At 45.0% G+C, this 21,597-nt stretch carries 19 protein-coding genes and 2 pseudogenes; 13 read left to right on the top strand and 8 right to left on the bottom strand.

Annotated elements, in window-relative coordinates:
* Nucleotides 1-18 precede the first annotated feature (18 nt).
* The 4 genes from H2R00_RS07580 to splB all read left to right on the top strand — a co-directional run bounded on the left by H2R00_RS07580 (nucleotide 19) and on the right by splB (nucleotide 3,459).
* Nucleotides 19-285 carry a phosphocarrier protein HPr gene (locus H2R00_RS07580; protein WP_003181247.1) on the top strand — a complete coding sequence of 89 codons (267 nt, stop codon included), beginning with the start codon at nucleotides 19-21 and terminating at the stop codon, nucleotides 283-285.
* Complete coding sequence (gene ptsP / locus H2R00_RS07575; protein WP_076793876.1) at nucleotides 285-2,003, top strand: phosphoenolpyruvate--protein phosphotransferase; 1,719 nt, start codon at nucleotides 285-287, stop codon at nucleotides 2,001-2,003. The genes H2R00_RS07580 and ptsP overlap by 1 nt, the downstream gene beginning before the upstream one ends.
* A 120-nt stretch (nucleotides 2,004-2,123) precedes the next feature.
* Nucleotides 2,124-2,357: a transcriptional regulator SplA domain-containing protein gene (locus H2R00_RS07570; RefSeq protein ID WP_154995981.1), complete on the top strand. Its 234-nt coding sequence runs from the start codon at nucleotides 2,124-2,126 to the stop codon at nucleotides 2,355-2,357.
* A gap of 73 nt (nucleotides 2,358-2,430) precedes the next feature.
* Nucleotides 2,431-3,459: a spore photoproduct lyase gene (splB, locus tag H2R00_RS07565; RefSeq protein ID WP_154995979.1), complete on the top strand. Its 1,029-nt coding sequence runs from the start codon at nucleotides 2,431-2,433 to the stop codon at nucleotides 3,457-3,459.
* Between the two features lie 43 nt (nucleotides 3,460-3,502).
* Here the strand turns inward: splB and H2R00_RS07560 are convergent, their stop codons facing one another.
* Nucleotides 3,503-4,165: a GNAT family N-acetyltransferase gene (locus H2R00_RS07560; protein ID WP_182071039.1), complete on the bottom strand. Its 663-nt coding sequence runs from the start codon at nucleotides 4,163-4,165 to the stop codon at nucleotides 3,503-3,505.
* Between the two features lie 221 nt (nucleotides 4,166-4,386).
* Between H2R00_RS07560 and H2R00_RS21505 the strand changes: the two are divergent.
* From H2R00_RS21505 to H2R00_RS07545, 4 genes and pseudogenes are all read left to right on the top strand, one after another.
* Nucleotides 4,387-5,262 (top strand): annotated as a pseudogene (locus H2R00_RS21505) (cache domain-containing protein); the annotation flags it as partial.
* Between the two features lie 42 nt (nucleotides 5,263-5,304).
* Nucleotides 5,305-6,252 carry a methyl-accepting chemotaxis protein gene (locus H2R00_RS21500; RefSeq protein WP_411809448.1) on the top strand — a complete coding sequence of 316 codons (948 nt, stop codon included), beginning with the start codon at nucleotides 5,305-5,307 and terminating at the stop codon, nucleotides 6,250-6,252.
* A 107-nt stretch (nucleotides 6,253-6,359) separates the two neighbouring features.
* A complete protein-coding gene (locus H2R00_RS07550; protein WP_182071038.1) occupies nucleotides 6,360-7,145 on the top strand; it encodes an SDR family oxidoreductase in 786 nt (261 codons plus the stop codon).
* 13 nt (nucleotides 7,146-7,158) lie between these two features.
* Complete coding sequence (locus H2R00_RS07545) at nucleotides 7,159-8,031, top strand: NAD(P)-dependent oxidoreductase (protein WP_154995971.1); 873 nt, start codon at nucleotides 7,159-7,161, stop codon at nucleotides 8,029-8,031.
* A 44-nt stretch (nucleotides 8,032-8,075) separates the two neighbouring features.
* Here the strand turns inward: H2R00_RS07545 and H2R00_RS07540 are convergent, their stop codons facing one another.
* Nucleotides 8,076-8,837, bottom strand: coding sequence for a CAP domain-containing protein (locus H2R00_RS07540; protein ID WP_154995969.1), 762 nt, complete (start codon nucleotides 8,835-8,837; stop codon nucleotides 8,076-8,078).
* Between the two features lie 345 nt (nucleotides 8,838-9,182).
* On the opposite strand from H2R00_RS07540, the gene H2R00_RS07535 reads away from it, so the two are divergent.
* Nucleotides 9,183-11,291, top strand: a complete 2,109-nt coding sequence (locus H2R00_RS07535; RefSeq protein WP_182070756.1) for a peptidoglycan D,D-transpeptidase FtsI family protein — start codon at nucleotides 9,183-9,185, stop codon at nucleotides 11,289-11,291.
* A gap of 161 nt (nucleotides 11,292-11,452) precedes the next feature.
* Nucleotides 11,453-13,264 (top strand): PAS domain-containing protein, encoded by a 1,812-nt coding sequence (locus tag H2R00_RS07530; protein WP_182071037.1) that lies wholly within the window; start codon nucleotides 11,453-11,455, stop codon nucleotides 13,262-13,264.
* A 14-nt stretch (nucleotides 13,265-13,278) separates the two neighbouring features.
* Here the strand turns inward: H2R00_RS07530 and H2R00_RS07525 are convergent.
* Both H2R00_RS07525 and H2R00_RS07520 read right to left on the bottom strand, forming a co-directional pair.
* A pseudogene (locus H2R00_RS07525) lies at nucleotides 13,279-14,459 on the bottom strand (aminotransferase A); the annotation flags it as partial.
* 191 nt (nucleotides 14,460-14,650) lie between these two features.
* Nucleotides 14,651-14,809: a protein YkzT gene (locus tag H2R00_RS07520; protein WP_176275789.1), complete on the bottom strand. Its 159-nt coding sequence runs from the start codon at nucleotides 14,807-14,809 to the stop codon at nucleotides 14,651-14,653.
* Between the two features lie 171 nt (nucleotides 14,810-14,980).
* Between H2R00_RS07520 and H2R00_RS07515 the strand changes: the two genes are divergently transcribed.
* The 3 genes from H2R00_RS07515 (at nucleotide 14,981) to H2R00_RS07505 (ending at nucleotide 17,912) form a co-directional block, all read left to right on the top strand.
* Nucleotides 14,981-15,505 (top strand): RDD family protein, encoded by a 525-nt coding sequence (locus H2R00_RS07515; protein WP_154995960.1) that lies wholly within the window; start codon nucleotides 14,981-14,983, stop codon nucleotides 15,503-15,505.
* A 96-nt stretch (nucleotides 15,506-15,601) separates the two neighbouring features.
* Nucleotides 15,602-16,921: an MFS transporter gene (locus H2R00_RS07510; protein ID WP_154995958.1), complete on the top strand. Its 1,320-nt coding sequence runs from the start codon at nucleotides 15,602-15,604 to the stop codon at nucleotides 16,919-16,921.
* 73 nt (nucleotides 16,922-16,994) lie between these two features.
* Nucleotides 16,995-17,912, top strand: coding sequence for a chemotaxis protein (locus H2R00_RS07505; protein ID WP_154995956.1), 918 nt, complete (start codon nucleotides 16,995-16,997; stop codon nucleotides 17,910-17,912).
* 29 nt (nucleotides 17,913-17,941) lie between these two features.
* On the opposite strand, the gene H2R00_RS07500 is transcribed toward H2R00_RS07505, so the two are convergent.
* The 4 genes from H2R00_RS07500 to H2R00_RS07485 form a co-directional block, all read right to left on the bottom strand.
* Nucleotides 17,942-18,403, bottom strand: coding sequence for a YkyB family protein (locus H2R00_RS07500; protein WP_076794238.1), 462 nt, complete (start codon nucleotides 18,401-18,403; stop codon nucleotides 17,942-17,944).
* Nucleotides 18,404-18,544: 141 nt separating this feature from the next.
* Nucleotides 18,545-19,846 carry an MFS transporter gene (locus tag H2R00_RS07495; protein ID WP_154995954.1) on the bottom strand — a complete coding sequence of 434 codons (1,302 nt, stop codon included), beginning with the start codon at nucleotides 19,844-19,846 and terminating at the stop codon, nucleotides 18,545-18,547.
* 88 nt (nucleotides 19,847-19,934) lie between these two features.
* On the bottom strand, nucleotides 19,935-20,432 hold the full coding sequence (locus tag H2R00_RS07490) for a L,D-transpeptidase family protein (protein ID WP_154995952.1): 498 nt from the start codon (nucleotides 20,430-20,432) through the stop codon (nucleotides 19,935-19,937).
* A 177-nt stretch (nucleotides 20,433-20,609) separates the two neighbouring features.
* Entirely contained in the window at nucleotides 20,610-21,467 is an 858-nt protein-coding gene (locus H2R00_RS07485; RefSeq protein WP_182070755.1) for a metallophosphoesterase, read from the bottom strand.
* Between the last annotated feature and the right edge of the window lie 130 nt (nucleotides 21,468-21,597).

Raw genomic sequence — 21,597 nt, 5'->3', positions numbered from 1 at the left:
AAAGGAGATTGATAAAAAATGGCACAAAAAACGTTTAAAGTAACTGCAGATTCTGGAATCCACGCTCGTCCAGCGACTGTTCTTGTACAAACAGCAAGCAAATATGATGCAGATATCAATTTGGAATATAACGGAAAAACCGTTAACCTTAAATCAATTATGGGTGTTATGTCACTAGGTATTGCCAAAGGTGCTGAAATTACGATTTCTGCTTCCGGCGCTGATGAAAATGATGCTCTTTCCGCACTTGAAGAAACAATGAAAAGCGAAGGTTTAGGCGAATAATGCTTGAATTAAAAGGAATAGGCGCTTCAGCCGGTATTGCGATCGCAAAAGCATATCGGCTTGAGGAGCCTGATCTAACGGTTGAAAAGAAAAACATCTCTGATTCTGATGCGGAAGTAAATCGTTTTGAAGACGCCATCGAGCGTTCTAAGAAAGAGCTTGAAACTATTAAAAACCATGCTTTGAAAGAGCTTGGCGAAGATAAAGCGGAAATCTTTTCTGCACATTTGCTAGTATTAAGCGATCCGGAACTGTTGAACCCGATTAAAGACAAAATCAAATCGGACTCTGTCAACGCGGAATTCGCTTTAAAAGAAACGGCTGACATGTTCGTCACAATGTTCGAGTCGATGGATAACGAATATATGAAAGAACGCGCTGCAGACATCCGCGATGTCACCAAGCGTGTCACAGGGCATCTTCTCGGCGTGGAAATTCCGAACCCGAGCCTGATCTCTGAAGAGGTCATCATCGTAGCCGAAGACTTGACACCGTCTGATACTGCGCAATTAAACCGCAACTTTGTTAAAGGGTTTACAACAGATATCGGCGGACGGACGTCTCACTCTGCCATCATGGCGCGCTCGCTTGAAATTCCGGCTGTTGTCGGCACAAAAGCGGCAACGAAAGGCATTCAAAACGGCGTAACGGTTATCGTTGACGGCATCAATGGCGATGTCATCGTTGATCCTTCCCAGGATATAATCAGCGAATACGAAGAAAAGCATCAAGCCTTCCTGGCGCAAAAAGCCGAATGGGCGAAGCTTGTCAACGAACCGACTGTAACGAGTGACGGCCATCACGTGGAACTTGCCGCAAATATCGGCACACCTGATGATGTAAAAGGCGTTCTGGAAAATGGAGGAGAAGCAGTCGGCCTTTACCGGACTGAATTCCTTTACATGGGCAGAGATCAGCTTCCGACAGAAGAGGAGCAATTTGATGCCTATAAAACCGTTCTTGAGCGTATGGAAGGCAAATCCGTTGTCGTTCGTACTCTTGATATCGGCGGAGACAAAGAGCTTCCATATTTAGAACTGCCAAAAGAAATGAATCCTTTCTTAGGATACAGAGCGATCCGTCTTTGCCTTGATGAGCAAGAGATTTTCAGAACGCAGCTTCGTGCGCTGCTTCGGGCAAGTACATATGGAAACTTAAAAATTATGTTCCCTATGATCGCGACTGTAAACGAATTTAAAGAAGCGAAAGCGATTCTTTTAGAAGAAAAAGAAAAGCTGCAAGCTGAAGGCCAACAAGTTTCCGACGACATTGAAGTCGGTATGATGGTTGAAATCCCTTCAACAGCGGTGATCGCTGATCAATTCGCTAAAGAAGTCGATTTCTTCAGCATCGGAACGAATGACCTGATTCAATATACGATGGCTGCTGACCGGATGAATGAGCGGGTATCTTACCTTTACCAGCCATACAATCCTGCGATTCTCCGCCTGATCACGCTTGTCATTGAAGCGGCTCATAAAGAAGGAAAATGGGTCGGCATGTGCGGCGAAATGGCGGGAGATGAAATTGCGATCCCGATCCTGCTCGGTCTTGGACTGGACGAGTTCTCAATGAGTGCGACGTCAATCCTTCCGGCAAGAACGCAAATCAGCAAGCTTTCTAAAAAAGAAACAGAATCGTTCAAAGAGCAAATTCTGTCCATGAGCACAACAGAAGAGGTTGTACAATTCGTAAAAGAAACCTTCAATATGGCATAAGCAATTGAAAATCCGGACCGGCATAACCAATGCCCGTCCGGGTTTTTTTGGTTATCTGAATGATCCCGGCCGCGGAGGAGATAATACATGTGACCATTTGTTAGAAAGGGGGATTCTGATATGCCGAGGCAGCCATTCAAACCGGGAGATGAGGTCTATGTCATTTACCGGAACCCGCATGCCGCCAATGTGGCGCATATAAAGGAAGCTGAAGTCGTTGATCATCCGCTTCACGAAGGTGAACTGGCATTGTTTATGTATGATACATATCACGCCTTTGCCGAAGATGATGCCGTTTTTTCTTCATATGAAGAGGCGGAACAGCTTTACCGTGAATTATTTGATGTGACATGAAGACATTACCGGTATATCACATCCTCTAAATGCAAAAAGTAACGAAAATAAGCAAAGGATGTGTCTAATTCCAATGGTAAAACCGTTTGTTCCCCAGCTCGTCTATATTGAACCGAGAGCGCTCGAATATCCGCTTGGAAAAGAGCTGAGGGATAAGTTTTCAAGCATGGGGCTTGAGATCAGGGAAACGACTTCACACAACCAGGTGAGGAATATCCCGGGGGAAGGCCACCTGCAAAAATACAGAAATGCGAAATCCACTTTGGTGATCGGCGTCAGAAAAACATTGAAGTTCGATTCGTCAAAACCGTCCGCAGAATACGCGATTCCGTTTGCAACAGGGTGTATGGGTCACTGTCATTATTGCTATCTGCAGACGACAATGGGCAGCAAGCCGTACATCAGAACGTACGTCAATGTGGAGGAAATACTTGATCAGGCGGATCAATATATGAAAGAACGCGCTCCCGAAGATACGCGCTTTGAAGCTTCTTGTACATCTGATATCGTTGGAATTGACCATTTGACACACACATTAAAACGAGCAATTGAGCATTTTGGTCAATCCGACCACGGAAAACTGCGTTTCGTGACAAAATTCCATCATGTCGACCATTTGCTTGATGCCAAGCACAACGGAAAAACGCGATTCCGCTTTAGCGTGAATGCCGACTATGTCATCAAAAGCTTTGAACCCGGCACATCTCCGTTGGATAAACGGATTGAAGCCGCTGTGAAAGTAGCGGAGGCGGGCTATCCGCTCGGTTTTATCATTGCTCCGATTTATATTCATGACGGCTGGCAGGAAGGCTACAGAGTGCTGCTCGAAAAGCTCGATCGTGCGCTGCCGCAGCATGCGAGGCGCGACATTACCTTTGAAATGATCCAGCATAGATTCACGAAGCCTGCAAAAAGAGTCATTGAAAAAAACTATCCAAAGACAAAGCTCGAACTGGATGAAGAAAAACGGCGCTATAAATGGGGCAGATACGGGATTGGCAAATATATCTACCAGAAGGATGAAGAAGCAGAGCTTCGCAGCGCCCTTGAATCGTATATCGACAACTATTTTCCCGAAGCAAAAATCGAATATTTCACATAACAGAGCTTTAATTAGAAAAGCTCTGTTTTTTGTTTTGAAAACATTATCTTAAAAAAGGATTTTTCCACTCCATTAAGACCGCATAATCAAGCGATTCCTCATCTTCAATGTAGCCGGGAATCACGCAAACTGGCGAGCGTCCGCAATGAAGCAGGAATGAGAGCACGGGATCGCGCTTTTCCCCGTCCAATACAGCCTGAACATATTGTTCGGGCGTCATTTCTGCAGCCGACTTGTGATAATGGGGAATCCGCCCGCCGCCAATGAGCCGCTTGAGCCCTTTAAAAACCGTCAGTTCATACATGGATTGCATCAGTCGCTTTCCGATGCCGAGTTTTCGATAGTCCGGGGACACGGAAATATCGACGACATAAAGGGAATTTCCATCGTTTTGATGTGTGCCGATATACCCGTTGTCTGTCACTTCATCCCATCTGTGATGTGGATGATGCGGATCAAAATCTGTCATGAGCGCCGTCATCGAACCGATGATTCGGCCTTCGGAAGCCGCGCAAAGCGCTCCATCGGGAAATCGTTCAATATGGGAATAGAGCTGCTCTTCATTCCACAAAAGGTCTTCCGGAAACGGAGGCGGAAAGCATTCTCTTTGAAGAGCAATCAAATCGGGAATATCTTTTTTGCTGTAATTGCGGATGTCCACCTGCTGATAAGAAGTGCCGTTATCGACGTAGAACTGTTTATAGATCGCCCATCACTCCTTTTCATATTTCCTTCATTATATCGTTATTTTAGCAGGCTATCTTAATTTTGCGAAATTTTAGCCGATAAAAAGAATATGAAGGTGCATGTAAAGGAGGGTTTCATTTGTTTAAAAAACTGCATGTCAAAATTGCTGGATTTGTTGCCGTCCTGTTGGTTTTGACGGTTATCGTCCTACAGTTTTCGACAACATATTTGTTGAAATCGATGCTTGAAGATGAAGCGAAAGAATCGACGTCCAGCCTCCTCGGTTCAATTAAAAGAAATATTGAGCTTCAATTAGAAAACTACGAGATTTCTTTGAATCGTATAAGTGATGGAGAAATGGCTCACTCATTCTTAAAAGACGGGGATAAAAAAATTATAAAAATCGTCAATGATGAATTAAAACAATTAAAAGAAAAAAATGAGTATGTCAATTTAGCCTATATCGGCACAAAGAAAAAGGAAATGTTTACATTTCCGAAAACGACCTTTGATCATGATTATAATCCGGCTGAAAGGCCATGGTATACGTCAGCTGCAAAAACACCCGACAAAGTCGTTTGGACGGAACCTTACAAAGATGCGGTTTCCGGAGATATGACAGTTACTGCGGCAAAAGCCATCGTCGTCAATAATCAAGTTGAAGGCGTTGTCAGTATGGACTTGTCATTGAATTCATTGAACAAAATTATCGAAAATCAAAAGATGCCTTATGACGGCTACGCATTTATTTTGGACCAAAACGGGACAATGCTCGCCCACCCGTCAAAACAAGGTGACGATATATCGAAAGACAAAACATATCGGGACATCCCGTCATCTAAAGACGGAATCAAAGTAGGCAAAGATACGGTGATCGCTTATCAGACCGTCGGCGGTACGGGCTGGAAAGTCGGTACGCAATTCGACACGGCGAAGCTGATGTGGGTCGCACAGGAAATGAACAAAATAGTCATGATCGTTTCAATCATTGCTTTGGCAGCGGCGATCATTTTAAGCTATTTCCTTGCCAAAACGATCACAGGCCCGATTAAGCAGCTGATTGCCAAAACAAAGGCAGTTGCTGGCGGTGATTTGACGGTCCAAACAGCCTCTGCCTCAAAAGACGAAATCGGTATATTGACAAAAGACTTTAACAAGATGGTCGAACACATGAAAGAAATGATTGTGCAAGTCAGATCATCGTCTGGAAAAGTGTCGGATACAACCGATCAATTAAGCGCTGTTTCTGAAGAAACGGTTTCTGCGAGCGATGAGATCGCTAAAGCGATCGAAGAAGTGGCAACAGGCGCGACAGAACAAGCGGCAGAGGTCGAAAATGTAAATGAACAATCCGAACGGCTGTCAGTCAAAATTAAGGAAATTGAACATCATGCCGACAGCATCAAACAGCTTTCGAGAACATCAGAAGAAGCAAGCTACACAGGAATCGATGCCCTCGGGCAGCTGCTTGCAAAGTCAAATGAAGCAAACTCGGAAACGAAGAAAGTGGAGCATATGCTTTTGCAGCTTGAAGAAAAAACGAAAAACATCGAAGACGTTGTTACAGCCATCTCGGCGATCTCTGATCAAACAAACCTGCTTGCACTGAACGCCAGCATTGAAGCGGCCCGTGCCGGCGAAAGCGGACGAGGTTTTGCGGTAGTTGCAGAAGAGGTGAGAAAGCTGGCTGAACAATCGGCGGTTTCTTCACAGCACATCAGCGAAACGGTCAAGCAAATTCAGCTGGAAACGAAAGAAGCCGTTTCAGCGATGACGGAAGCAAGCAAGATGAATGAAGAGCAAAATGGAATGATTCACGAGACAGGAGAGGCGCTCAGCAAAATTACTGCAGAAATGCAGGCGCTCGTCAACTCAATTGACCACATTTATTCTGAAATCTCGGATATGAGCGGAGAGCAGCAAAAAATGACCGACTCGATTCAGAGCATTTCAGCCATTTCCCAGCAGTCCGCCGCGGCTGCGGAAGAAGTCAGCGCTTCGACAAACGAGCAGTTGACAGCGCTGGAAAGCATTGCAAAATCGGCTGAAGCGCTGAGCGAGGCCAACCAAGAATTATTAAATGCGATCAATAAGTTTAATGTGTAATAAAGAGGTCCCTCTTGTTGAAAGAGGGACTTCTCTTTTTTCAACGCTCACAATCCCAATTTTCAGAATATACGTGTTACACTATAAGAAGGAAGGGAGTGATGATTGTGGACTTAAAGATGAATGGCAAAACAGCGCTTGTGGCTGCAAGCAGCAAAGGACTCGGCAATGCGATCGCCAAAGCCATTGCGAAAGAAGGGGCAAATGTCATGCTGTCCGGGAGACACGAAGCGGACTTGAAAAAAGCTGCGGAAGAGCTGAACGGACTCGGCGGCGGCACCGTCTCTTATCAAGTATGCGATCTTGCAGACGCCGACGGGATCAAAGCGCTCGCTCAAAAGACCGCTGACACATTTGGAACGATCGATATGCTTGTCAACAATGTCGGAGGACCGAAGGGCGGCAGCCTGCTGGATCTGACAGACGATGACTGGACCTCATCATTTGAATTGCATCTGCTCAGCTATGTCCGTTTAATCCGCGAAGCTTTTCCATATCTAAAAAAGGATGGAGGACGCATCGTTAATATCGCTTCATCATCAGTCAAACAACCGATTCCGGGATTGCTGCTTTCCAATACGTTTCGAATGGGAATCGTCGGTCTGACAAAATCGATTGCTGAAGAGTTGGCCGAACACCGCATTTTGATCAACACGCTCGCCCCGGGGAGAATCGCGACAGACCGCGTGGCAGAGCTTGACCGGCTGAAAGCCGAACAAACAGGCCTTTCCGAGCAGCAGGTGAAAGAAAGCTATGAGAAAGAGATTCCGCTCGGATCCTACGGAAAACCTGACGACTTTGCACAGTATGCAAGCTTCCTTTTATCAGAGTGCAATACATATATGACTGGACAAACGCTGCTGATAGACGGCGGAATGGTAAAAGCAATTTAAGGGGGATGACACCATGAAAAAAACGGTCGGATTTATCGGACTCGGTGTAATGGGAAACAGCATGGCTTCGCATATTTTGGCTGCAGGCTATCCTGTCAGCGCCTATACGAGAACGAAACAGAAAGCGGACAGCCTCGTGGAAAAAGGGGCGGAATGGAAATCATCCGTCAAAGCACTGGCGCAGTCGTCTGATGTGATCATCACAATGGTCGGCTATCCAAAAGACGTTGAAGAGGTTTACTTTGGAAGCGAAGGCATTATTGAAAATGCCAAAAAAGGTTCTTACCTCATCGATATGACGACTTCCAAGCCTTCGCTCGCCAAACAAATCGAGGCTGGTGCAAAAGAGAGAGGACTTTACGCTTTGGATGCCCCGGTTTCAGGCGGGGACGTCGGCGCGAAGAACGGCACGCTCGCCATCATGGTTGGAGGAGAACGGAAAGCTTATGATGAATGTTACCCGATCTTTTCGATCATGGGTGAAAACATCCAATATCAGGGGCCGGCCGGAAGCGGCCAGCATACGAAAATGTGCAATCAGATTGCGATTGCTGCAGGTATGATCGGTGTCGCTGAAGCGATGGCCTACGCCAAAAAATCCGGACTCGATCCTGACAACGTGTTGAAAAGCATTACGACCGGAGCTGCGGGAAGCTGGTCGCTCTCAAATCTCGCGCCTAGAATGCTGAAAGGCGACTTTGAACCGGGCTTTTACGTCAAACATTTTGTTAAAGACATGGGCATCGCCCTTGAAGAAGCGGAGTTGATGGGCGAGAAAATGCCGGGGCTCGAGCTTGCGAAAAGCCTTTACGACACCCTTGTTGAAAAAGGTGAAGAAAACAGTGGCACCCAAAGTCTGTACAAGCTTTGGACAGAATACAAATAACGAAAAAAACCACTTGCTGCATGCAAGTGGTTTTTTGTTGGTTCTTATTTTCCGATGAACTGCTGAGTCCAGTAGTTGCCGTCTTTCACATATCCAACACCGATATGCGTGAAGTTAGGGTTCATAATGTTTTTTCTGTGGCCTTCACTGTTCATCCAAGCTTTGACAACTTCCTGAGGCGTTTTTTGGCCTTTCGCGATGTTTTCTCCGGCAGTGCGGTATGTGATGCCGAATTTTTTCATCATGTCAAATGGAGAACCGTAGGTCGGGCTGTTGTGATCAAAATAATTGTTATCTTTCATATCTTGAGATTTTGTACGGGCAACCTTGCTCAGTTTTTCATCCAATGTAAGAGGTTTTAGCCCTTGTTTCTTTCTTTCTGCATTCGTCAGTTCAACAACTTCTTTTTCATACGCGCTTACAGAAGAAGATGCAGGCGCTGTATCTTGCTTTTGCTGTGAAGTCTGCTCTTTTGAAGCCGCAGGCTTTGAAGCTTCCTGTTTTTGAGTCTGCTTGCTTTCAGGCTTTGAAGCTTTAGGTGCAGAAGACTTCGGTGCAGAAGCTTTAGGCTGTTGAGTTGCTTGTTTCATATAAGAATGAAGCAGGGACTGAATTTTTTCCTGGTCAGCTTTTGAAAGCTGGTCCATGTTTTGGATATTCAGTTTGCCGGCGAGATCAGTTACATTTATGGAATGAACGGTTTTGACTTGTACTTGCTGCTGCTCCTTAGCGTCTGCGTGTTGAACGCCGCTGAATGTGAAGAGCGTTGCAGCAGCTGCTGCTGATAAAAGAAAAGCTTTTTTCATAAACAGTAATCCTCCTAAATGTTGTAGTTGTTGTTTCGTACACTAGAATCATAACACGGCTTTTTTGAAATAATAGATCCATATATTCCCTTCGAAAAGGTATTTTTGTTAATTTTGACATAAAAAAAGAAAAACCCTTTGCTGCCAATATGCAACCAGATCGCTCTTTTACACGTCTTGTTACAAACGTGGTAAAATTTAAATGTGTTAGTTAAATTTTAATATAAAAAGAGATTGACAGCTTTTTTAAGAACTTTAGATTGTAACAACCATTACAAAAGTGTTACAATATATCTCAGTTAATTAATGTAAAAATTGAATATTGTGAGAGGAGAGAGAGTTTCAGTGACAGAATCTCAACATGATCCGGCTGAAATCAAAAAGAGCAGGCGTTCGCGTATATGGCGGATCAACCTGTACTTCTTTGCGGTGTTCACTTTGTTCGCTGCGCTGATTGTCAAGCTGGGCCTCGTGCAAATCGTCAATGGAGAGGCGTATGAGCAGGAAGCCTCGAAAACAGAGGCGAAAATTGCGTCATACCCGGCACCGCGGGGTAAAATGTATGACAGATACGGGCGGGTGGTTGTCGACAACCAAAGCGTTCCCGCGATCACATATACGGTGATGACTAGCACAAAAACGGAGGAAAAAATCAGCACAGCCAAAAAACTCGCAGAATTAATCGATATCGATACATCGTTTCTGAAAGAGAGAGATTTGAAAGATTACTGGCTTGCAAGACATCCGAAAAAAGCTGCTGCACTTCTGAAAGACGGCGAGAAAACCCTCAAGTCTGACGAAACATACAAGCTGCAGGTAGACCGCGTTCCGGCGGAAGAGATCAAAGCGCTGGAAAAAGACAAAGACGAGCTTAAAGTCGCCGCGATTTTCAGAAGGTTTTCAGGTGGCTATGCGTATGAGCCGCAAATCGTCAAAGCGATGAGCCCGAAAACCGCGGGGAAAAACGATGCACAGCTCCTTGATGAGAAGGCTTCAAAACAGATGCCGGCCAACGATTTAACGTATGAGGAAGTCTCACGCGTTTCCGAGCATCTTGAAGAGCTTCCCGGCGTTGATGTCATCATGGACTGGACCAGGAAATATCCTTATGAAAAAACGCTCTACTCCATTTTCGGAGGCGTCACAACGCCTGAGCAAGGGCTTATCAAGGACCGGGAAGACTTCTACCTGACAAGGGGATATGCCCGGAATGACAGAGTGGGAAAAAGCTATCTCGAGTATCAATATGAAGAATATTTAAATCCGAAAAAAGCGAAAGTGCAATATACAGAAAACCGCTCAGGCAAGGTTATCAGCCAGGAAACGGTTGATGAAGGAAGACGCGGCTACGATCTGCAGCTGACATTCGACATGGAGCTCCAAAAGAAAGTCGAAGAAGCTATCGAAGAGGAGCTTAATAAATTCCGCGGCTCAAACTACATGCTGGACAGAGCGTTCGTCGTCATGATGGACCCGAATAACGGAGACATCCTGTCCATGGCTGGAAAGCGAATCATCGACGGCAAAATCACCGACTATTCAATCGGCGCGTTTACGACCCAGTACGAAATGGGATCGGCCGTCAAAGGCGCGACCGTGCTGGCCGGCTATCAGGACGGCATGCCGCATGGGCAGAGTTATTATGATAATGGAAAGCTGACCTTCATAGGGGGGCTAAAAAAAGGATCTTACACAAATTCTATCGGTTGGGCAAATGAAGTTAAAGCGCTGGAAAAAAGTTCAAACGTTTATATGTTTCATGTGGCTATGAGGATGGCAGGAATCACGTATAAACCGGGCGGCCCACTTCCGGCTGGTCTTGAGGACTTAAAGAAAATGAGGTATTACTACAATCAGTTTGGGCTTGGGGTAAAAACGGGGATTGACCTGCCCCAGGAGTCTGCCGGAATGCAGACAAATCCTAAGGTTGTCGGGGGACTCCTGCTCGATGAAGCGATCGGCCAGTTTGACACGTATACGCCTTTGCAGCTCGCCCAATATGTTTCAACGATTGCCAACGGTGGATACAGGGTGCAGCCGAGAGTCGTGAAAAGCATTCACCAGCCTGAAAGCGAAAAACTCGGTCCAGTCATTGAAGAGCGCTCTGCCAATGTTCTGAATCGTATCAACAATTCCCAAAGCGACATCGCTATCGTTAAGCAAGGATTTAAAAGAGTAACCCAGACGGGAACTGCAGCCGGCGCATTCGGTTCGCTTGACGTATCAGGCAAAACCGGAACGGCAGAGACGCACTACTACGGCACAAACCGAAACTGGTGGGGAAAAGATACTTATAATATCACCTTTGCCGGCTATTACCCGTCAGAAAATCCGCAGGTCGCCTTCAGCGTTGTCGTCCCGTCTGTTGACGACAAAACGAAGATGAACAAAAACATCGCCGCCAAAATCGTCAAAGCCTATGTCGATCTGCAAAAAAAATACAGCAAGGATTAGACAAAAAAGAACACGGATTTTTTTCCGGGTTCTTTTTTTGTTATCAAAATTTGACGAATGCTAGAAGTTTAGAAGGAGATTTCTCGTATTTTAGCGAATCCTTTTAAGCAAAATAGTTTTAAAGAATGCTGGTCATGAATAGGGTATAAAGGAGGGATATGATGGAACAAAAAACAAAACGTTTTGAGCAATATAAGCCTCATATGAATTTACAGGCAGTCCTGTCAGCTAACGGCCGTTTTATATACATATCAGCAAATTGCAAAGAGCTTTTAAGCTACGAGCAGAATGAACTGATCGGTACGTATTTGAAGGACTATTTACATGAAGACGATCTTTTTCTGGTAGAAAGCTATTTTTACAATGAGCATCATTTGCTGCCCTGCACCTTCAGATTTGTGAAAAAAGACTACACGATGGTCTGGATCGAAGCATCAATCGATTTCGTGACGACCCATGTTGGAGAAAAAGAACGCGAAATTGTACTCAAAATGAAAGTGTTTGAAGACCGTCCCTCTAAGAAAAAAAGCTCCATAAAAGAGGAAGACACTCCGGAAGAAGCCGCCAGGCTGCCGGCAAAAGAGGAATTCGAAGCGATGGTGGAAGGCTTGCCAAACCCTCTGTGCATCAGCGTTCAAGGGGAAATAGTCTACGTCAATGACGCCATGGTCAACCTGCTCGGCGCCGAGCATAAACGGCAAATTATCGGAAAGTATTCCTACGATTTTATCGAGAAAGAGTACCATGACATCGTTAAAAACCGTATCAAGCGGATGCAGCAGGGACTTGATGTCGGAATGATCGAGCAAACGTGGCATAAGCTCGACGGCACGCAGATTCACCTTGAAGTCAAGGCGGCGCCGACCATTTATCAAAACAAGAAAGCGGAGCTTCTCTTGCTCATTGACATTTCATCGAGGAAGAAATTTCAGACCATTCTACAAAAAAGCAGGGAGCGCTATCAGCTCTTGATTCAAAACTCAATCGATACGATAGCCGTTATTCATAAAGGAAGATGGGTCTTTATGAATGAATCGGGCATTCGTCTGTTTGAAGCAAAGACGTATGAGGATTTAATCGGCAAAGATATTTACGAGCATCTGCACCCATGCGATCATGAAGGTGTCAAAGCGAGGCTGAAACGGATCACAGACCGCCAATCCGAATCTGAAATTATAAAGCAGACGTGGTATACATTTGAAAAAAGGCTCATCTATACAGAAATGGTTTGCATCCCTACGACATTTTTCGGGGAAACGGCCGTTCAGGTGATTTTAAGGGATATTTCTGAACGCAAGCAGACCGAAGAGCTGATGGTGCGTTCGGAAAAACTGTCGATCGCCGGACAGCTTGCAGCCGGGATCGCCCACGAAATCCGCAATCCGCTCACCGCGATCAAAGGATTTTTACAGCTGATGAAGCCCACGATGGAAGAAAATGAACATTATTTTAATATTATCTTTTCCGAATTAAGCAGAATCGAACTGATCTTGAGCGAGCTTCTTATGCTGGCAAAGCCGCAGCAAAACGCATTGAAAGAAAAACTTGATCTGATCAGGCTGATCCGCGAAGTGACGGCGCTTTTAGAAACGCAGGCCAACTTAAACGGGATTTTGATCAATCCGATCCTCACAGACGACAAAATCTATATAAAAGGGGATCAAAATCAATTAAAGCAAGTGTTTATCAACCTGATCAAAAACGCCGTCGAATCCATGCCAAACGGCGGGACAGTTCATTTGAGCGTCAGAGAAACCGACGATTCGGTCATCGTCGAGGTGGAGGACGAAGGAGAAGGGATACCTGAACATGTCCTGAAGCGGATCGGAGAGCCTTTCTTGACGACGAAGGAAAAAGGAACAGGCCTCGGTTTGATGGTTACATTCAATATCATCGAAAATCACAACGGAACAATCGAAGTCGACAGCAAAGCAGAAAAAGGCACGACATTTAAGATTTCATTTCCAAAATAAAAAACAACGGCGTAAAAGCCGTTGTTTACGTAGTCTGTATCGACTGCCTCTTATTGAAAACAAAGGACTCCAGCCGGTCAAGACCTTCCCTTAGCGTATCAGGAGAATATGCGTAAGAGATCCTCACATAGCCTTCCCCGTATTCAGAAAACGAGCTGCCCGGCACGATCGCAAGCCCCTCTTCCTCAAGAAGCGACATGCAGAAATCAAAGGAAGACATTCCAAACGATTTGATGGACGGGAAAATGTAGAATGCTCCCGACGGTTTAATCACATCGAGGCCCATTGTCACAAGTCTGTCGTACACGTAGTCAAGCCGTTTTTTATATTGCTCGCGCATAATCAGTGCGTCATCAAACCCGTTAGTGACGGCTTCCAGAGCCGCTTTTTGGGAGATCGATGAAGCGCATGATACGTTGTATTGATGGACTTTTAAAATATGCTTGGCGATTTCCTTCGGTGCAAATAAAAATCCGATTCTCCAGCCTGTCATGCTGTGGGATTTGGAAAGCCCGCCGATGACGATCGTCTGGTCCCTTAACACAGATGCGATGGAGTGGTGCGGTCTGTCAAAAGTGAGTTCGCTGTATATTTCATCTGAGAGCACAAAAACGTTCCGGCCTTTTAAAAGGGAGGCGATGTCTTTCAGCTCTTCTTCAGACAGCGTCATTCCCGTCGGATTTGACGGATAAGGAAGAACAACACATTTTGTCTTCGGCGTCAGCGCTTCCTCGATCAATTTCGCTGTCAGCTTAAAGCCGTGGGATGTGGTGTCAATAATCAATGGAGACGCTCCGCACATTTTGATGATCGGCTCATATCCGGGGTATACCGGCCCCGGAAGAATGACTTCATCGCCGGGTGATAAAATCGTGCGGAATGCCGAATCGATGGCCTGGCTGGCTCCCGTCGTCACAATGATCTCGCTTTCCGCTTCATAATTTAAATCGGCTTTCTTCTTCATATAAAGCTGTACAGCCTGCCTCAGCTCAGGATATCCGGCGTTGTGAGTGTAGGACGTTTGATTCTCATCTATCGCTTTTTTGGCGGCCTGTTTGACATGGTGGGGGGTGAAGAAATCAGGCTGGCCGATTGTTAAAGAGATTACGTTTTCGTACTGGGATACAAGGTTTGAGAACTTGCGGATCCCTGAGATTTCGATTTCTTTTACATTTGGATTAAGCAAATGTTCCATTTAGCATCACCTTAAAAATGTTATGGTTTATCTTATTTTACCATCATCAGACCAATTGTCATCTTTTAATCAATCAATTTTATAAAAACTCGTAACAAGTATATGCAAAACAATGCAAGGTATGCGGACATGCGGATGGCGGCAGATAGAAAAATAAGACAATCAAACGATTGCCTTACGTTATGTTCCGTTTAGTAGCCGTAATCGGAGTCAACATCTTCTTTCCACGAAATATATATTTGTTCTTCACTGTCTGAAGCATCCTTGAGCATTTCTGTGTAAACGGCCCGGCTGACCCCTTCTAAAATGGTCATTTCATGATTTTTAATCGTTACAATTGTTCCCATCATAAACACCTTTCCTGAAAAATCCTTGACCATTGTAACACGATAAATGTCAAAGTCAATGAAAAACTTGTGATCCGTACTTTAATTTAACTTTAAAAAAACGTAATACGTATTGATAATGTTCAGCGAGTCTTAGTAGTATATAGAAGTCAAGATGTTAGGAGGAAAAGCACATTGGAATTGGAATTAGACAAACACGAAACTGCTCCTGAAAGGAGCGAGTATGCCGGAATCGGCGCGCGTTTTGTAGCTTCCCTGCTCGACGGATTGATTCTCGGGATTCCCGCATATATTTTCACGTACGTTTTAACAGCGACGTTGATGTTGGGAAATTCGGATATCATGCTCATGATGGAGACTGATCCCGAGTATTTGAGCGATCAGGAAATCTTTACGTTTTTCGTCAGCATGTTCAAAACCATAGCGATCGTTGGGAGTATTACTTTTATTGTGTATTTTCTTTATTACACGCTGATGGAATCATCCAAATGGCAAGGGACGCTCGGCAAGAAAATCATGAACGTTCAGGTGGCGAAAGCAGAAGGCGGAAGAATCTCTTTTGGCCGTGCGGCCGGAAGGTTTCTAGCCAAAAGCTTTCTATCTCCGATTTTGATGATCGGCTACATTATGGCCTTTTTCACAGAAAGGCGCCAGGCGCTTCATGATATGTTGGCAGGAACCATTGTCGTAAAAAAATAACGGGCAAAAGACAGCACGCTTTCAGCTTGAATGCGTGCTGTCTTGTTCAGGAAAATGTTTCACGGCAGGAATAAAAATAAGGAGGCATCAATCCAGATGGATACTCAGCCGGAACGTGAACAAGCTGTAAAGCGGGCGCAAAGAACGGGAATCAAGCTCTTTTTGACGCTGCCGATTCTTTCTTGGGCGTTATACGATTTTGCAAACACGATTTTTTCATCAAATATTGTGACGATCTTTTTTCCTTTTTATTTGCAGGAGGCAGTCGGCGAAAATGCCAGCATGAATCAGGTGGCAAGCACTTTTATTTCCTATTCGAACGCAGCCGCAAGCTTTCTGCTCGTCATTTTCACGCCTTTATTCGGAGTGCTGATCGACCGAACGGGCAGAAAGAAAAAATACATCGGTCTGTTTACGATGATTTGTGTTTTGTGCACCATCTTGATGGGGGTTTTTGCCGGCGCTTCGTTTCAAAAGGACATATATGGTCTTCCGTTATCCTTGATCCTTGTCGTCATCATGTTTGTGACCGCAAAGTTTTTCTATCATTCAAGCTTGGTGTTCTATGATACGATTTTGGCTGACTTGGGGACAAAAGAAGAAATCCCGCTCTTATCAGGATTCGGGATTGCGATCGGGTATATCGGCACTTTAGCCGGCTTAACGGTATACCTTCTTGTCGGCAATCAGGATTTTCACCGCGCATTCATCCCGTCGGCTCTTTTGTTTCTGCTTTTTTCTCTTCCATATCTGCTCTTCACGAAAGAGAAAAGAAAACCGGAACCGAAAGAAAAGAAATCGTTTTTCAGCGGATACAGGGAAATCGTGCAGACGTTTAAGGACATTCGTCTGTACAAACCGGTCTTCTTATTCATGATCGCCTACTTTTTCCTGAATGATGCGCTTGCGACAGCAATAGCCATGATGGCGGTTTATTCAAAAACGGTCATCGGTTTTACGACCGGACAATTCGTTTTGCTTTACCTCGTTTCGACGGTATCAAGCATCATCGGTTCATTTCTGCTCGGCTTTGTGACGAAAAAAATCGGCGCCAAGCACGCGGTCAGCCTTGTCGCCGCCATTATGATCACCGCTTTGACGATCGGAGCATGCACAACGTCAACAGTCTTGTTCTGGATTGCGGGAAGCTTGTTCGGCATCTCGCTTGGAGGCACATGGGTCGCATCAAGGACACTGATTATCGAGCTGACACCCGAACATAAAAGAGGCGAATTTTTCGGATTGTTTGCTTTGTCGGGGAAAATCTCTTCCATTTTCGGTCCGGTCCTCTACGGATCGATTACTTTGCTGTTCAGAGATCTCGGGAACATGGCCAGCAGAATGGCTTTCGGATCTTTAGTGTTATTGGCAGCGATCGGCCTGATCATTCATCAAAATGTTAAGGCAAAAGCTTAATCTAGAGCATCAACTTTTAATAAAAGACGCCGATATAAAAAGTAAACACAAAGTAGGATAGAGAGGGATATCAGTGTCTTCAAACCAACAGGAAATTTTATTAAGTTCGGGAACCAATGAATTAGAAATCGTGAAGTTCGAAGTTGGTCTCAACATTTTCGGCATAAATGTCATGAAAGTCAGAGAAATCATTCAGCCGGTTGAAATTACGAAGGTGCCTCATTCGCACAAGCATATGGAGGGCATGATCACATTGCGCGGGGAAATTCTTCCCGTCATTGATTTATTCTCTTTCTTCGGCGTCGAGCACGGTGAAGACGAGCATCAAGAAAAATACATTGTGACGGAATTTAACAAGCGGAAAATCGTCTTTCACACAGGAGCGGTTTCGCAGATTCATCGAGTGTCATGGGAAGAAATTGAGAAGCCGACTGCTTTAAATCAAGGGATGGACCGTCACCTTACCGGCATCATTAAGCTCGACGGCACAATGATTTTCTTGCCTGATTACGAAAAAATCATTTTTGATCTTGAGTCTGAGTCAGGTATGGACCCTTATCAAATGAAAAATGAAAAATTTGATCAGAGACGGACTGATAAAAAGCTGATGATTGTTGAGGACTCTCCGCTCCTCTTGCGGCTTTTAGTGGAAAAGCTGAATGAAGCGGGATACAACAATATCGTGTCTTTTGAAAACGGAAAAGACGCTTACGAACATGCGCTTCAATTGATGGAAGACGGCACAGCTCTTCACGAAAAAGTCGATCTGATGATCACGGATATTGAAATGCCGCAGATGGATGGACACCGGCTCACAAAGCTGTTAAAAGATAACCCGCTGAGTACAGAGCTGCCGATCTTGATTTTCTCTTCTTTGATCACAGACGATCTTCGCCATAAAGGGGAACAAGTCGGAGCTGATGAACAAATCAGCAAGCCTGAGCTCAACGAACTGATCGAAAAGCTTGATAAATATATTTTCAAAAACTAAAAAAAGCCTCTTTTCGAGGCTTTTTTATATTAGAAATAGCTTTCGCCAAGCTTCTTGAAGACGGGCTTTGTGGCTGGGCGCTTCCGGTTTGTGACGAGCGGTTTTTCCTTTATTCCCGTGTAGTTTTGAAGAAGCTGTTTCGCTATATTCAAGGACATATGAGCTTTAGGGTTCCGATACGAATGATTTAATGTACCTAAGTGTGGAAGGTTTGCGAAGTCTTCTTTTGTTGGAGGCATGTGAAAAAAGTAGTCTCCGAGAGAAATCAGCACATCAGACTGCTGCTGGCTGAATCTTGGATTTTTCGAAAAGTGAAGGCCTACCTTTTTACCTTTTCCTTCATTGAGCAGCTTTTGCAAAGCTTTCTTTTTCAGAAGATACAGGTATTTGGGATTAGTCGCGGTTTTCGCATGGCGATTAACTGTATAAATCGCTTTTGAAAGGTTTTCAACTGTCGGTTTTAATTCTTTCGTATGATTATGGTCGTCCATTTTTTCTCTCCTATCCATTCGTTTCTAGATCACCTCCTAAAGATGCAAGGCTTATGTCTAAATTATACGAAATAGAACAGAAAATGCAAATATCTCATAGAAAAAACGCGCGATTTTTTAAGGAATCGCGCGTTTTCATCTTTATAAAACAGAGTTCATTTTTGCTTTTGTACTTTTTTGTCTCTTCAGCGCTGCTTGAACGTCGATTTCCGCACTCTCGGCGCTTAATTTAGGCAAGGCGATAAAGTAGTACAGCGCCGCCAGCAGAATAATTCCTGCCAAACCGTAATATATATAATCCACATCGGCGATAATTCCCGGGAATAGGACAGCGATCATGCCAAGCGCTGAGGATTGCGCCAGCATTGTCAGCGGATCGGTCCACCCGCTGACCCTTCCCATCAGCCTTGGATGAACGATTTTAGGAATCCAGCCGCCAAGAGCTGTGTTGATCGGCCCGATGCATATTCCGGCAAGAAACGCAGCCGAGTAATATACGGGCAATTGATCTGTAAAGCCAAGCAGGATGATAAAGGCACCTGCGATAAAAATCGGGACTGACATCATGTATGCCGGCTTCACTTTTTTTTCAAGCAGAGCGGCGACGGCAATCCCTGTCAAAAGTCCGATACCGAGTACGATGGTAAAGAGGGAAGTATGCCACTCATAACTGTCAGGGGACAGCTCATACTTCATTTTAAACATCGGCAGAACCGAAAGTCCGCCGCTTACAAGCCCGAAGACAAAATATCCGAATACAAGAGAGGCAAGCAATTTGTTTTTTAATATATAAACGATGCCTTCCTTAAAATCGTGCATCGAATCTTTAATAGTCATATTTTTCCATCCTTTTTTTCCGTTCGGCTGCCGCGCTTCAAGCGGAATATCGCAGGAACGGATTAAAAAGCCGGATACGATAAAGCTCACAAAATCAAGAGCGATTGCTCCATGCAGGCCGATCGTCTTGTACATAAAAGCTCCAATTCCTACGCCGAACAATAGAAACAGGCTGAAAAGCATCTGGTTCAGTCCGGCTGCTTTTGCATACTGATCCTTTCTTAAAATGGCCTGGACCAAACTTGCTTCGGCCGGGTAGAAAAATTTTGTAACCGCGCTTCTGATAAATAGGACTAAAAACACAAGCGGTATCATCTGAAGATACAATACAAAGAAAAGAACGACAGTCAGTCCCGCTCTGATCCAATCACAGTTTTCCGCGACTTTCTTGCGGTCAAAACGGTCAGCGACCACCCCGACGATAAAGAATACGAAAACCGTCGGCAAGGAATACATCAGCTCGGCGATTGTCGTATAGGCCGGCTGGCTGCTGAACCGGTCGAGCAAGAAAAAAGCGAAAGCCATATTTCCGACTGTCGTTCCCATTTGAGAAGCGAAAGCTGCGAAAAAAAGTCGGACGAAATTACGATTTTTAAAAAGATCCATATATACGCTCCTTACCCTAAAGGTCCCATTATATCTTAATACAAGATGTTGGATTGTTCAAATTGCATTTGTCTGGAAATGTACTAGCCTAAGGTGTAATGGACACTCGGGTTCCGTTAGGTACGATAGAAGCAAGTTCCAGAACATCCCGATTGTGCATGCGGATACATCCCCTTGAAACAGCTTTGCCAATTGACGCAGGGTTATTCGTTCCATGGATGCCGTAGTGCTGTTTTGACAGGCTCAGCCAGTAGGCACCGAACGGGCCGCCCGGATTTGGCTGCCGGTTGACGATGACAAATTCGCCTCTCGGCGTCTGTGTGAGGATTTTTCCGACGGCAATCGGATATGTTTTTACAAGTCTGGCTTGCTCATACAATCTGAGCGTTCTCCCGCGAAGAGACACGACAATCCGGTAAGGGATTGTGTCCGGGTTTCTAATGCCGGGAATGATAATCGATTGGCCTGCGGACACTTGGCCGCCGTTTAAGCCCGGATTCGCCTGCAGCAAAGCCTGCCGGGTCGTTCTAAAATCGGCGGCGATGCTTTCCAGGGTTTCTCCAGGTTTTACTTGGTACATCAGCAATAATCAGCACATCTCCTTTTCAAAAACGAAAAGAGAGCCTTTTCCGCTGCTAATATATAGACGGAAAGAGGCTGGGGAAGTTTCGTTTTTTTGATAAAGATTGGATGAAAGGAGCGGGAAGGTTTTTACTTAATGTATGCAGATGCCTTGCGTTTTGAGCCAAAGGGCCGGTCAAGATTAAATGGATTCAAGCTGGAACACGGTGATTTCAGGCTTTGACAGAAAGCGGAGCGGCAGCCTGGTCGTGCCGATTCCTCGATTGACATAAATTTTCATTCCGGCTGTTTCATACATCCCTTCCGTATAAATTTCTCCGTACGGAGGCGTGATTAAAGGACCGAATACGGGAATCTGAATTTGTCCGCCGTGGGTGTGTCCGGATATTTGCAAATTGACGGGGAATTGTTTTGCCGTTAAAGCAGCATCAGGCTCATGGACGAGCAAAATCGAGAAGGCTTTTTCGCTCAGCTTTGACAGGATGCCTTCATAGTCCGGGCTGCCGAGCATCAAATCATCGAGTGAAGCGATCTCAATCACGCTTCCGTCTATCAATTCAAGCTTCATCAAGTCGTTTCGCAGCACCCGAAAACCGGCCGATGTCATGAGCGTCTGATAGACTTTTGTTCCATAGCCTCCGTGATCATGGTTTCCGAATATTGCTAGCTTTCCATAGGGGGCTGAAAGCTTTTTTAAGGCATTTACAGCACGCTCGTGTTCCCGGTAGCGATGCGGTTTATCTATTAAATCCCCGCTGAATACGATAAGGTCCGGGGAGAGGGCGTTCACTTGGCTGACAACATTTGAAAGCTCGTCTGCTGTAAAGTATTCGCTTAAGTGGGTGTCGCTGAACTGAACCATCCGAAATTGATCAAACCCTTTAGGAATGAGCCGATGCCGAATGGGAATCAAGTTCGTTTCAACCATGTGCGGTTCGAGATAGCGCGCATAGCCCAAGCCGCCGGCAGCGGTAAAGAGCCCTGCTGCGGCAAGGCCTAAGATGCCTTTTAAAAATTGTCTTCTGGACGGATTTTTCATAATCAACCAACCTTTAATAGAATCTCTACATTATATCATCCAGAAAAGACATTTTAGGACAGTCCGCATGTTTTGTTAATTTTTTTTAACTTATATGATAAACTATGAATTGAATGAATACTCATTCATA

Origin of the sequence: Bacillus haynesii, from assembly GCF_014042035.1 — a bacterium.
In the GTDB taxonomy this organism is placed as follows: Bacteria; Bacillota; Bacilli; order Bacillales; family Bacillaceae; genus Bacillus; species Bacillus haynesii.
Note: the sequence above shows the minus strand (reverse complement) of the source record. Positions and strands in the feature narration are given on the sequence as shown.

Coding starts and splice junctions, on each gene's coding strand:
- H2R00_RS07580 (WP_003181247.1), top strand. CDS start 19: ATGGCACAAAAAACGTTTAAAGTAACTGCAGATTCTGGAATCCACGCT.
- ptsP (WP_076793876.1), top strand. CDS start 285: ATGCTTGAATTAAAAGGAATAGGCGCTTCAGCCGGTATTGCGATCGCA.
- H2R00_RS07570 (WP_154995981.1), top strand. CDS start 2,124: ATGCCGAGGCAGCCATTCAAACCGGGAGATGAGGTCTATGTCATTTAC.
- splB (WP_154995979.1), top strand. CDS start 2,431: ATGGTAAAACCGTTTGTTCCCCAGCTCGTCTATATTGAACCGAGAGCG.
- H2R00_RS21500 (WP_411809448.1), top strand. CDS start 5,305: ATGGTCGAACACATGAAAGAAATGATTGTGCAAGTCAGATCATCGTCT.
- H2R00_RS07545 (WP_154995971.1), top strand. CDS start 7,159: ATGAAAAAAACGGTCGGATTTATCGGACTCGGTGTAATGGGAAACAGC.
- H2R00_RS07540 (WP_154995969.1), bottom strand. CDS start 8,837: ATGAAAAAAGCTTTTCTTTTATCAGCAGCAGCTGCTGCAACGCTCTTC.
- H2R00_RS07530 (WP_182071037.1), top strand. CDS start 11,453: ATGGAACAAAAAACAAAACGTTTTGAGCAATATAAGCCTCATATGAAT.
- H2R00_RS07520 (WP_176275789.1), bottom strand. CDS start 14,809: ATGATGGGAACAATTGTAACGATTAAAAATCATGAAATGACCATTTTA.
- H2R00_RS07510 (WP_154995958.1), top strand. CDS start 15,602: ATGGATACTCAGCCGGAACGTGAACAAGCTGTAAAGCGGGCGCAAAGA.
- H2R00_RS07500 (WP_076794238.1), bottom strand. CDS start 18,403: ATGGACGACCATAATCATACGAAAGAATTAAAACCGACAGTTGAAAAC.
- H2R00_RS07495 (WP_154995954.1), bottom strand. CDS start 19,846: ATGGATCTTTTTAAAAATCGTAATTTCGTCCGACTTTTTTTCGCAGCT.
- H2R00_RS07485 (WP_182070755.1), bottom strand. CDS start 21,467: ATGAAAAATCCGTCCAGAAGACAATTTTTAAAAGGCATCTTAGGCCTT.